The 11,632-nt window shown below is 64.2% G+C and carries 12 protein-coding genes; 9 read left to right on the plus strand and 3 right to left on the minus strand.

The genetic code is table 11. From position 1 onward, the window contains the following. The 7 genes from Q0D45_RS18335 to Q0D45_RS18365 form a co-directional block, all read left to right on the plus strand. Positions 1–952 (plus strand): phosphotransferase family protein (locus Q0D45_RS18335; RefSeq protein WP_293396206.1); only part of this gene is annotated, 952 nt, incomplete at its 5' end. Between the two features lie 4 nt (positions 953–956). Next, complete coding sequence (locus Q0D45_RS18340; protein ID WP_293396209.1) at positions 957–1,298, plus strand: hypothetical protein; 342 nt, start codon at positions 957–959, stop codon at positions 1,296–1,298. A gap of 33 nt (positions 1,299–1,331) precedes the next feature. Further along, positions 1,332–2,108, plus strand: a complete 777-nt coding sequence (locus Q0D45_RS18345; RefSeq protein WP_293396212.1) for an SDR family oxidoreductase — start codon at positions 1,332–1,334, stop codon at positions 2,106–2,108. A 17-nt stretch (positions 2,109–2,125) separates the two neighbouring features. Then, positions 2,126–2,716 (plus strand): LON peptidase substrate-binding domain-containing protein, encoded by a 591-nt coding sequence (locus Q0D45_RS18350; RefSeq protein WP_293396215.1) that lies wholly within the window; start codon positions 2,126–2,128, stop codon positions 2,714–2,716. A 7-nt stretch (positions 2,717–2,723) separates the two neighbouring features. After that, positions 2,724–3,281, plus strand: coding sequence for a DUF1415 domain-containing protein (locus Q0D45_RS18355; protein ID WP_293396218.1), 558 nt, complete (start codon positions 2,724–2,726; stop codon positions 3,279–3,281). Between the two features lie 183 nt (positions 3,282–3,464). After that, positions 3,465–5,123 (plus strand): fatty acid--CoA ligase, encoded by a 1,659-nt coding sequence (locus tag Q0D45_RS18360; protein WP_293396221.1) that lies wholly within the window; start codon positions 3,465–3,467, stop codon positions 5,121–5,123. 223 nt (positions 5,124–5,346) lie between these two features. Beyond that, a complete protein-coding gene (locus Q0D45_RS18365; RefSeq protein WP_293396224.1) occupies positions 5,347–5,763 on the plus strand; it encodes a hypothetical protein in 417 nt (138 codons plus the stop codon). Between the two features lie 114 nt (positions 5,764–5,877). On the opposite strand, the gene Q0D45_RS18370 is transcribed toward Q0D45_RS18365, so the two are convergent. Together Q0D45_RS18370 and Q0D45_RS18375 are read right to left on the minus strand one after the other, a co-directional pair. Next, positions 5,878–6,333, minus strand: coding sequence for a GNAT family N-acetyltransferase (locus Q0D45_RS18370; RefSeq protein WP_293396227.1), 456 nt, complete (start codon positions 6,331–6,333; stop codon positions 5,878–5,880). Between the two features lie 26 nt (positions 6,334–6,359). After that, the gene (locus Q0D45_RS18375; protein ID WP_293396230.1) at positions 6,360–8,066 is read right to left on the minus strand and encodes an AMP-binding protein; all 1,707 of its coding nucleotides are present in this window, start codon (positions 8,064–8,066) and stop codon (positions 6,360–6,362) included. Positions 8,067–8,209: 143 nt separating this feature from the next. Between Q0D45_RS18375 and Q0D45_RS18380 the strand changes: the two genes are divergently transcribed. Further along, on the plus strand, positions 8,210–9,349 hold the full coding sequence (locus Q0D45_RS18380; protein WP_366946499.1) for an acyl-CoA dehydrogenase family protein: 1,140 nt from the start codon (positions 8,210–8,212) through the stop codon (positions 9,347–9,349). A 43-nt stretch (positions 9,350–9,392) separates the two neighbouring features. Then, on the plus strand, positions 9,393–10,103 hold the full coding sequence (locus tag Q0D45_RS18385; protein WP_293396236.1) for a transglutaminase family protein: 711 nt from the start codon (positions 9,393–9,395) through the stop codon (positions 10,101–10,103). On the opposite strand, the gene Q0D45_RS18390 is transcribed toward Q0D45_RS18385, so the two are convergent. Next, positions 10,081–11,632, minus strand: a 1,552-nt coding sequence (locus Q0D45_RS18390; RefSeq protein WP_293396238.1) for a biotin/lipoyl-containing protein, incomplete at its 5' end; no start/stop codon positions are given. The two genes, Q0D45_RS18385 and Q0D45_RS18390, sit on opposite strands and share 23 nt — an antisense overlap.

The following is an 11,632-nucleotide window of genomic DNA, read 5'->3' on the forward strand; positions in this document are numbered from 1 at the left end:
GCACCAGTTTCCCGGTGGCGCTTCGAACCTCACCTACCAGCTAACCATCGGCGGCCGCGAAATGATCCTGCGTCGGCCGCCAGCTGGCACCAAGGCCAAGGGCGCTCACGACATGGGCCGCGAGTTCCGCGTGCTGCAGCGCCTGCATCCGCACTTCAAATGCCCCAAGCCGCTGGCCTACTGCGAAGACGCCGGCCTGATCGGCTCGGATTTCTACGTGATGGAAAAGCTCGCCGGCATCATCCTCCGTCGCGATCTGCCGTCCACACTCAGCTACAGCCCGGAGCGCGCCCGCCAACTGTGCCTGAACCTGATCGATACCCAGATCGCCCTGCACCAACTGGATTACGAAGCCGCCGGACTTGCCGACATGGGCAAGCCGGCGGGCTACGTCGCGCGTCAGCTCAGCGGCTGGAGCGAGCGCTGGCACAAGGTGCTGACCGATGACATCCCCAGCTACGACGCGATCATCGCCTGGCTGACTGCCAACCAGCCGGCGGACTCGACGCGGCCGGGCATCATCCACAACGATTACCGCTACGACAACGTCGTGCTGTCGGCCGACGACCAGCTCAGCGTCATCGGCGTGCTCGACTGGGAAATGGCCACGCTCGGCGATCCGCTGCTCGATCTCGGCTCCTCGCTGGCCTATTGGGTTGAAGCCGGCGATCCGGCCGAGATGCAGTCGATCCGCATGCAGCCATCGAATATCCCCGGCATGCTCAGCCGCGCCGAGATCATCGACCGCTACGCCGAAAAGACCGGCCGCGAAGTGCGCAATGCCGACTGGTACTACGTGTTCGGCCTGTTCCGCCTCGGCGTCATCGCCCAGCAGATCTACTACCGCTACAAGCTCGGCCAGTCGAAGAACCCGAAGTTCGCCGCCTTCGGCCTGTTCGTGACCGTGCTCGCGCAGGTCTGCGAGCGGGTGATCAACCGGGCCAAGGTCTGAGGGCATGCCGCTGCGCGACCCGATCAGCGCCGATGATGCAGCGCGCCACGAGCGCATCCTCGAACGCCTGCTGAGCGCCGCCACCAGCATGACCGGCATCTGCGTCGGCCTGCTCGGCGCGGTCAACGCCTTCAGCCGCTCGCAGAACATCGAAACCGTCGCCGACGACGTGCTGGCGATGAACGCGCTGCTGTTCCTGGTCTGCTGCTACCTGATCGTCTGGGGCCTGCGCGCCAACAGCCGGAACCTGACGGCGCGGCTGCTGCGCATCGTCGAGTACACCTTCCTCGGTGCAATGAGCCTGCTGGTGCTGGTCGGTTTCTTTGTCGTCTATTCGGTGTTGTAGTCCCGTCATCCCATCAGAGATCAAAACGAAACCATGGCCACCCAACTCTTTGACCTGACCGGCAAGGTCGCACTGATCACCGGCGCCTCGCGCGGCATTGGCGAAGCCACGGCGCGCTTGCTCGCCGAGCAGGGCGCCCATGTGGTGATCTCCAGCCGCAAGCAGGAAGACCTCGATGTGGTGGCTGCCAGCATCATCGCCAACGGCGGCAAGGCCACGGCGATCGCGGCGCATCAGGGCGAATCGGCGGCGCTGAAGGCGCTGATCGGCGAGATCGAAGCAGGCCTGGGCCGGCTCGATATCCTGGTCAACAACGCGGCGACCAACCCCTACTTCGGCCATATCAGCGATACCGATATGTCGATGGTCGACAAGACCATGCAGGTCAACATCAAGGGCTATTTCGAGTTGGCTGCGCTGGCTTCGAAACTGATGAAGAAGGGCGGCGGCGGCGCCATCGTCAACATCGCGTCGATCAACGGCGTGAAGCCCGGCATGTATCAGGGCATCTACTCGATCACCAAGGCGGCGGTGATCAACATGACTCAGGCGTTCGCCAAGGAATGCGCGATCTGGAACGTGCGCTGCAATGCCGTGCTGCCGGGCCTGACCGAAACCAAGTTCGCCTCGGCACTGACCAAGAACGAGTCGCTGATGAAATCGGTACTGCCGCAGATTCCGCTCGGCCGCGCGGCCCAGCCGAACGAGATCGCCCCGGCGATCCTGTTCCTCGTCTCGCCAGCCTCGAGCTACGTGACCGGCACTACCTTGACCGTCGATGGCGGCCTGATCGGCTGCGGCGGGCTCTGAGCGGAGTCCGCGCGGCAATGGAAATTCCGATCTTCCCGCTCGGCACCGTGCTGTTTCCCGGCGGGCGGCTGCCGTTGCGCATCTTCGAGCCGCGCTATGCCGAAATGACCAAGGCCTGCATTCGCGACAACCAGGTCTTCGGCGTCAGCCTGATCCGCGCCGGCTACGAGGCCGGCACGCCGGCCGTGCCGTCGGACATCGGCTGCACCGCGCGGATCATCGAATGGGAGGAGCCCAGCTCCGGCCTGTTCAACCTGAACACCCAGGGCGAAACCCTGTTCCGGCTCAAGTCCCGGCGAACACAGGCCGATGGCCTGATCGTCGGCGAGATCGAATTGATCGAACCGCCCGACCCGATCGGCATGCCCGAGCGCTACGAGAAGCTGCAGCAACTGCTGAGCGATCTGGTCAAGGAAATCGGCCCCGAGAACTTCACACGGCCGCCGCGCTTCAACGACGCTGCCTGGGTCGGCAGCCGTCTCGCCGAGCTGCTGCCGGTGCCGCCGGAGCGCAAGCAGAAACTGCTCGAAGAGAACGATCCGTTGTGGATGCTCGCCGAAGTGGAAAACATGCTGCGCGACCTGCGCGAAGATCCCCCCGAGAAATGATCAACCGATGAGCCCTGCCCTGCACCCCGTCGAAACCTCCGTGCGCGGCTGGCTGGAAAGCATCGTCATCGGCCTGAATCTGTGTCCGTTCGCCGGCAAGCCGTTCCGCGACAACCGCATCCGGGTTTTCGTCAGCGAAGCGAAGACGCCGCTGGACCTGCTGACCGATCTGCAACTGGAACTGACCCGGCTGCACGACACTCCGGTCGAGCAACTGGAAACCACGCTGATCGCGGTGCCGCTGATGCTCGCCGACTTCGCCGACTACAACGATTTTCTCGACGAGGCCGACGCCCTGCTCGATCAATACGAATGGTCCGGTGATTTCCAGGTCGCCAGCTTCCATCCGGACTACCAGTTCGCCGATACCCTGCCGACCGACGCCAGCAACTACACCAATCGCTCGCCAGTGCCGCTGCTGCACCTGCTGCGCGAGGACAGCGTGGAAACCGCGATCGCCCTGCATCCGGATCCGGATGGCATTCCGGAAACCAACATCGCGAAGATGGAAGCGATGACGCTGATCGAGCGGCGAGCGCTGTTCGCGTTCCTGGAACCGCGCTGAACCGGGTCCACCCTGCATCGTCGCCCGCAGCCTCGCCCCGCTATAGTTCGCGACACCACGCAGCCCGCCGGATAGCGGGCAGCGACAACAACGATCCGCCTGCCGCAGCCTCGTCACCAGTGCTGCGGACTCGCCGACTCAAAGCCAGCGCGCATTGACAGCGCATCAACAAGGAGACTGCCCGTGACCCGTCTTGCACCGATCGAACGCACGCCATCCGCGTACGACTACCAGCTGCTGATCAAGCACCTGCTGACCAGCCCGATCGCGCGGGCCTCGAAGAACGAGATCGTCTACCGGGACAAGGCGCGCTTCAGCTATCCCGGGTTTGTCGAACGGGTCAGCAAGCTGGCCAACGTGCTGACCTCGCTCGGCGCCAAGCCAGGCCAGACCATCGCCGTGATGGAGTGGGACAGCCATCGCTATCTGGAACTGTATTTCGCCATCCCGATGCTCGGCTGCGTGATGCAGACGGTGAACATCCGCCTCAGCCCGGACCAGATTCTCTACACGCTGAACCACGCCGCTGCCGACATGGTGCTGGTCGCCACCGATTTCGTGCCGGTACTGGAATCGCTGCATGACAAACTGGAAACCGCGAAAACCTTCATCCTGATTTCCGATGACGGGTCGAAGCCGAACTCGAAACTGCCATTCGCCGGCGAATACGAAACCCTGCTCGCGCAGGCCGGCGGCAGCTTCGAATTTCCGGAGTTCGACGAGAACGCGCGGATGTCGACGTTCTACACCTCCGGCACCACCGGCCTGCCGAAGGGCGTGTACTACAGCCATCGCCAGATGATGCTGCACACGCTCGGCGTCGCCGCGACCTTCGGCACCGCTGGTGTTCAGGGCCGCATTCATCAGGACGACGTGTACATGGCGATCACGCCGATGTTCCACGTCCACGCCTGGGGCATGCCGTATGTCGCGACGATGCTTGGCATCAAGCAGGTCTACGCCGGCCGCTACACGCCGGACATGCTGCTGCAGCTGATCGCCAAGGAGAACGTCACCTACTCGCACTGCGTGCCGACCATCCTGCACATGATCCTCAGCCACCCGATGGCCAAGGAAGTGGACTTGTCGCGCTGGAAGGTACTGGTCGGCGGCTCGGCATTGCCGAAGGGTCTGGCCAAGGCCGCGCTCGATCGCGGCATCGACGTGTTCACCGGCTACGGCATGAGCGAAACCGGCCCGCTGCAGATCATCAACCACATCCCCACCGACCAGCTCGGCGGCGACAACGATCATCAGGCGAGCTTGCGCGTACGCACCGGCCGCCCGGCGCTGCTCTGCGATGTACGCGCCGTCGATGACGACGTGAAGCCGCTGCCGAACGATGGCAAATCGGTCGGCGAAATCGTCTTCCGCTCGGTCTGGACCACGCAGGGTTATTACAAGAACCCCACCGCATCCGAAGAGCTGTGGAAAGGCGGCTGGATGCATTCCGGCGACATCGGCAGCTTCGGCGATGACGGCGTGCTGGTGATCTCCGATCGCGTCAAGGACGTGATCAAGACCGGCGGCGAATGGGTGTCCTCACTCGACATCGAAAACCTGATCTCCGCCCACCCCTCGGTCAGCGAAGTCGCCGTCATCGGCATCAAGGACGCCAAGTGGGGCGAACGCCCGGTCGCGCTGGTGGTACCGAAAGCCGACGCCGTGCAGGACGAAGCCGAAATCAAGCGCTACATGATGACCTTCGCCGACAAGGGCGTGATCTCCAAGTACGGCGTGCCGGAGCGCGTGCTGTTTGTTGAAGCGCTGGACAAGACCAGCGTGGGCAAGCTCGACAAGAAGGTTTTGCGGGTTAAGTATGCGGAGGCGGGGGCGGCTTGAGACTGACTTGAGGTGGGGCGGGAAAGCCGAAGGCGCATCTCGCCTTCCGCGACGCTCCGAACGCTCCACGTAGCGGGATCCGCGTCCACACTGCCGGCTACTTTCCCCCAACGCACTACTTCGCTCACACGTGCCGATCACACCATTCCATTTCGGTCCCGGAGCAGCTTTGCACTCCGCGGCACCGCGACAGATCAGCTTCCTGGCATTTTGCACTGCCAACGTGATTGTCGATGTCGAGCCTCTGTACTACATGGTCACCGGGCAGTTTCCGCTGCACCGGCTCTTCCACACATACATCGGGGTTTCCCCGGTGATTGCAGCGACCGTTGGGCTGTTCGCTGGCGCGCTCAGATTGGCTGCCGTCGTTCCGGTTCCTGACGTCTTCGGCTGGAAACAACTGACACTTCGAGCCGTTGTAATTGGGGCCGCACTCGGGGGCTATTCGCACATCGTCTTCGACAGCATCATGCACAGCGATATCCGGCCACTTGCGCCGTTCAGCCAGAGCAATGCGCTGTTTCAGGTCGTACCGCTACAGACGCTGCACCTGAGTTGCATCGGTGCTGGCGCGCTTGGCTTGGTGGTGCTGGGCGTGCGAAAAATGCTCCGTGGTAAGAGCGATTCAGCCAAGCGCTGAAAGCCAAAGGCCGTCATGCCCGCGCAGGCGGGCATCCAGTTTTGGCCGTAGCGCTCCGCATCAGAACTGGATTCCCGCCTGCGCGGGAATGACGGGTGATCTGCAGGACAGCCCTCAGACCAGCGCCAACACCATGTCGCAACGATCGATATCCGGCGCAAAGCCGCCGGGCACGATCAGCTTGGTGACGAAGCCGAAGCGCTGATAGAAGCCAGCCGCGTGCTGGCTAGTGCTCAGGCGTACTTCGCGCACTGAGCCCTCGGCACGGATCGCCTGCAGGCGGGCATCGAGCAACAGTCTTCCCAGCCCTGCGCGATGCTGCTGGCGGTGGACCATGGCCCAGCACAGGTCGGCGGCATCGCCCGTCGTGCTGAGCGCGTAGCCGGCGCAGCCCTGCACCTGGCCGTCGGCATCCACGGCGACGAAGTAGCGGCCCGGGTGCTGATCGAGGAAGGCTTCGAAGTCGGCCCGCTCGGAGGCATCGAAGTAGACCGGTACGTTGCTGTCGAAGGCCGCGAGGCAGGCCGCGCGATCTTCGGGGCGATAGGGACGGGTCGTGGCTGCGGTCATGGCGATGGCTGGACGGTTGAGATCACTCAGGCCGCATCGTGCCAGACAACGCCGCTGCGGCGGCGCGCCCAGTCTTCGAAGAACGGCGTGTACGCATCTTCGACGGCATTGCGCTTGATCTTCAGGGTCGGCGTGATGAAGCCGTTCTCAACGGTCCACGAGCCCGGCACGACGACGATGTGGGTCAGGTGCTCATGCGGGTCGGTCTGCTCGTTGGCGGCGCGCATCGTCGCGGTCAGGCTGCTGCTCAGCGCTACACGCAGTTCCGGCTTGGCGAAGGCGGCCGTGGCTTCGGGGCTGAGGATCACGATGGCGAACGGTTGCGGGAAACCGGAGCCGGTGACGCACACGGCTTCGACGCTGCTGTTGGCCTGCAGGCGGCTTTCGATCGGCGCCGGGGCCACGTACTTGCCCTTGCCGGTCTTGAACAATTCCTTGACCCGGCCGGTGATCCGCAGGCGGTTCTGGGCGTCGATCTCGCCGCGATCGCCGGTATGCAGCCAGCCGTCTTCGGTCAGTGCTTCGCGGGTTTTTTCCGGCTCCTTGAAGTAGCCGATCATGTTGCAGTGGGAACGCACCAGGATTTCGCCGCTGTCGGCAATGCGGTGATCGACACCGTCATACGGCACGCCGACATAGCCGGGCCTGCCCTCGCCCGGCTTGCTGCCGTGCGAGACGCCGAAGTTCTCGGACATGCCATAGCCTTCGAGCAGTTCCAGGCCGAGCTTGCCGTACCACTCGATCAGGCTGCCCGGCATCGGCGCCGCGCCGCCACCGGCAAAGCGCACGGTATCGAAACCGAGCTGGGTGAGGATCTTCTTCTTGACCATGCGGCCCAGGAACGGGATGCGGAACAGGCGATCGAGTTTCTGCTTCGGCGCCTTGGCGAACACGCCCTGCTGGAACTTCACCCACAGGCGCGGCACCGAGACGAACAGGGTCGGCCGGGCGCGCTGCAAGTCCTTGAGGAAGGTCTCCTGCGTTTCGGCGAAGAAGATCTGCATGCCGCAGCGGATCGACACCGATTCCACCGTCCAGCGTTCGGCGATGTGCGACAGCGGCAGGTAGGACAGCACGCGATCGGCGGCGGTGGGGTTGATGCGCTGCTCCATGGTGATCGGCGCGCGGGCCACGGTCGCGAAGCTGTGCATCACGCCCTTGGGCATGCCGGTGGTGCCGGAGGTGTAGATGATCGTCGCCAGTTCGTCGGGATCGCGGCGGGTCTCGTCGGTCATCGGCGGATTGCTGGCGACGATGTCGCCCCACTGACGGTGATCGTCCTCCGGTGACAGCACGCAGCCGAAGCGCAGCACCTTGTCCGGAATACCCGGCCGCATCACCGCGTAGTCGTCGAGCTTGCCGACGAAGATCGCCCGCGCTTCGCTGTGTTCGAGGATCTGCCGCACGCTGTTCGCGGTCAGCGTCGGGTACAGCGGTACGCTGACATAGCCCGCCATCCAGATCGCGATGTCGGCCATGATCCAGTACGCGCAGTTCTTCGACAGGATCGCCACCTTGGCGTCCTTGTCCCAGCCCTGGATACGGCCCTGCGCCTGCAGCCATCCGGCGATCCGCCGCGATTCGTTGACCGCTTCACCCCAGGTCCAGGTCCGTACCTGGCCTTGGCCCATCGGTTGAGTCAGCCAAGGCTGATCGGCCAGCTCTTTCTCCCAGCGATAGACGCGGGCCAGCGGCATGCTGTCGGGGGCAACGGGGCTAAGGCTCTGCGCCATCTCTAAAAGTCCTTTGTGCTGCTTCGGTAATCGTCGTTGTTGTAACGAACATTGTTGTAGCGGGATGGTACTTCAGCCCCTACAGTGTGTGTAGCTCGTACAGAATCAGGATGATTACCGTGACTCGTGCCGTCAGCCTCAGCATCGCCTCTCCGTTCTACACCGATGAGCACGAAGCCTTCCGGACCCAGGTCCGTCGCTTCGTCGAGCGCGAGTGCGTGCCGAACATCGATACCTGGGAAGCAGCCGGCGAACTGCCGCGCGCGCTGCACGAGAAGGCGGCGGACGTCGGCCTGCTCGGCATCGGCTTCCCGGAAGCCTACGGCGGCATCGAGGTGCCGGACCTGTTCTATCTGGTCATCGCCGTCGAGGAACTGGCGCGCACCGGCAGCGGTGGCCTGATCGCCAGCCTGCTGTCGCACGGCATCGCCACGCCGCCGCTGGTCCACATGGGCTCGCACGAGCAGAAGGAAAAATTCATGCGCCCGGTGCTCGCCGGCCAGAAGATCGCCGCCCTGGCGATCACCGAGCCGGGCGGCGGTTCGGACGTCGCCAATCTGCGGACCAAGGCGGTGCGCGATGGCGATCATTACGTGGTCAACGGCAGCAAGACCTTCATCACTTCCGGCATGCGCGCGGACTATCTGACCGTGGCCGTGCGCACCGGTGGCGAAGGCATGGGCGGCGTCTCGCTGCTGGTGATCGAGGCCGGCACGCCGGGCTTTTCGCGCACGCCGCTGTCGAAGATGGGCTGGTGGTGCTCGGACACCGCCACCTTGTACTTCGAGGATTGCCGGGTGCCGGTGGCCAACCGCATCGGCCCGGAGAACGCCGGCTTCATGGCGATCATGATGAACTTCAACAGCGAGCGGATCATGCTCGCCGCGCAGGCCTGGGCCTCGGCGCAGGTGGCTTATGAAGATGCGCTGGCCTGGACCCGCGAACGCCAGACCTTCGGCAAGCCGCTGCTGACCCGGCAGGTGATCCGCCACAAGCTGCTCGACATGAAGATGCGCATCGATGCGGTGAAGGCGCAGCTCGACATCCTGTGCTGGCGCATTGCCCAGAAAGCTTTGCCGGTCGCCGATGTCTGCCTGCTGAAGAACCTGGCGACTTCGACGCTCGAAACTGTGGCCGGCGAAGCGGTGCAGATCCTTGGCGGTGCCGGCTATCTCAGAGGCGCGCGAGTCGAACGCATCTTCCGCGAGACCAAGGTGCTGTCGATCGGCGGCGGCGCATCGGAAGTGATGAAAGATCTGGCGGCGAAGCAGTTGGGTTGGTGAACGAGTTGGTAATGGGCACGCGGCGCGGTGAGACAATCGCGGCATGAACGATCAAGCCTCTGACACGCTGGCCGCGCTCGCTGCAACCGATTTCATCGATGCCGATCACCCGGCGATCCGCGCCTTCGCGGCCGAGGTCATCGGTAATCTGACCGATCCGCGCGAGCAAGCCGTGGCGCTGTACTACGCAGTGCGCGATCGTCTCCGCTATGACCCGTACACGGTCGATCTGTCCGATCACGCGCTGAAGGCCAGCACCACCCTGCTCGCCGGCCGTGGCTGGTGTCAGCCGAAGGCGACCCTGCTGGCGGCAGCCTGCCGCGCAGTCGGCGTGCCGGCACGAGTCGGCTTTGCCGACGTCAGGAATCATCTATCGACTGAGCGCCTGCGCCAGGTCATGCAGACCGACACCTACTACTGGCATGGCTACACGGCGATCCTGCTCGACGGTCGCTGGGTCAAGGCGACGCCGGCGTTCAACATCGAGCTGTGCCAGAAATTCCAGCTGCAGCCGCTGGAGTTCGATGGCCGCGAAGATTCGATCTACCACCCCTTCGATCTGAGCGGCAACCGGCACATGGAGTACGTGAACCTGCGCGGCGATTTCGATGACGTGCCGATCACCGCGATTCGCGAAGACTTCGCGCGCTACTATCCGCAGATGATGGGCCTCGATACGGCGGCCAACTTGGGGGCAGACTTCGACGCCGATGTCGAAGCCGAGATCGCGATCAAGCCGCTGGCGTCATCTTGACCAGCAGCTGTCGCGCCTTGACCTGATCACCCGCAGCGACGCTGACCGCATCGACCTTGCCCGCGATCGGTGCGGCCAGCTGAAACTCCATCTTCATCGCTTCGAGCACGGCCAAGGTCTGGCCTTTCACGACGACCTCGCCTGGCTTCACGAACACCGCGACGATCTTGCCGTCGCTGTGCGCAACGATGCGGCCATCCGAGCCTGCAGCCGAGGTTTCTGCCGGCGCGTAGCTGCGATCGACGAAGGCTTCGGTGACGCCTTCGGCCATCAGCCACAGCGTGTCGCCAACGCCGCGTGCGTAACGCGCGCTGCCCTGCACGCCGTCCGCTTCATAGCGGAACGCGCCGGGCTGTACCGCCGACACCGTCAGTTCGATGCGGGTACCTGCAACTTCGGCATGGAAGCGTCGGCCGCCATCGGCCAGCACTTCGATGTCCTGATCGACGCTACCCCAGCGCAGACGGAAATCGATTGGCGCTACCCGTGAGGAATGCCAGCCAAGCATCTCGTCGCTCAAGCCATGTTCGGCGGCGAGCCGCTGCGCATCGTCCAGGTACAGCGCGACGGCTGCGAGCAACCAGACTCTCGCTGAAGGCTGTGCAGCAGAAATCTTCTCCTGCGGGAAGTGCTGGCCGACGAAGGCGGTGCTGAAGGCACCGGAGGCGAAAGTTTCGGTGGCCAGAATCTCGGCGAGATAGTCCTTGTTCGAGCGCACGCCGAGCAGCGCGGTATCGCGCACCAGCTTCAGCAAGCGGGTACGCGCGGTTTCGCGATCCTCGCCCCAGGCGATCAGCTTGGCCTGCATCGAGTCGTAGTACGGCGAGATCGCGCGGCCGGTTTCCAGATAGCTGTCGATGCGCAGGCCATCGCCAGCCGGCGCATCCCAGAGCAGCACCGGGCCGGTCTGCGGCAGGTAGTTCTGGCGCGGGTCTTCCGAGCACAGGCGCACTTCGATCGCGTGGCCGCGAGCGCGGGCAAGAATCTCGTCCTGCGCCATCGGCAGCGCTTCGCCCTGCGCGACCTTCAACTGCCAGGCGACGAGATCGACGCCGTAGACGAGTTCCGTCACCGGATGCTCGACCTGCAGGCGCGTGTTCATTTCTAGGAAATAGAAACTGCCATCGGCGCCGAGCAGGAATTCCACGGTGCCGGCGCCGACGTAGTTCACCGCCTTGGCTGCTGCGACGGCAGCCGCACCCATGCGCGCGCGAAGTGCTGCATCGACGGCCGGGCTCGGTGCTTCCTCAACCACCTTCTGGTTGCGGCGCTGGATCGAGCAATCGCGCTCGCCGAGATGGACGACGTTGCCATGGCGATCGCCGAACACCTGGATCTCGACGTGGCGCGCATCGATCACCGCTTTCTCGATCAGCAGCTGGCCGCTGCCGAACGCGTTCGAGGCTTCCGAGCGTGCCGACGCAATCGCTTCGCCTAGCTGGCTTTCGTCATGCACCAGACGCATGCCGCGCCCACCACCACCGGCTGCGGCCTTGACCATCACCGGCAGGCCGGCCTTCTTCGCTTCG

It is taken from the genome of Nevskia sp. (genome assembly GCF_023266035.1).
Lineage (GTDB): Bacteria > Pseudomonadota > Gammaproteobacteria > Nevskiales > Nevskiaceae > Nevskia.

Excerpts from the sequence above, each read along its gene's own strand:
- Q0D45_RS18370 (WP_293396227.1), bottom strand. The coding sequence starts at position 6,333 with ATGACCGCAGCCACGACCCGTCCCTATCGCCCCGAAGATCGCGCGGCC.
- Q0D45_RS18340 (WP_293396209.1), top strand. The coding sequence starts at position 957 with ATGCCGCTGCGCGACCCGATCAGCGCCGATGATGCAGCGCGCCACGAG.
- Q0D45_RS18385 (WP_293396236.1), top strand. The coding sequence starts at position 9,393 with ATGAACGATCAAGCCTCTGACACGCTGGCCGCGCTCGCTGCAACCGAT.
- Q0D45_RS18350 (WP_293396215.1), top strand. The coding sequence starts at position 2,126 with ATGGAAATTCCGATCTTCCCGCTCGGCACCGTGCTGTTTCCCGGCGGG.
- Q0D45_RS18345 (WP_293396212.1), top strand. The coding sequence starts at position 1,332 with ATGGCCACCCAACTCTTTGACCTGACCGGCAAGGTCGCACTGATCACC.
- Q0D45_RS18355 (WP_293396218.1), top strand. The coding sequence starts at position 2,724 with ATGAGCCCTGCCCTGCACCCCGTCGAAACCTCCGTGCGCGGCTGGCTG.
- Q0D45_RS18375 (WP_293396230.1), bottom strand. The coding sequence starts at position 8,066 with ATGGCGCAGAGCCTTAGCCCCGTTGCCCCCGACAGCATGCCGCTGGCC.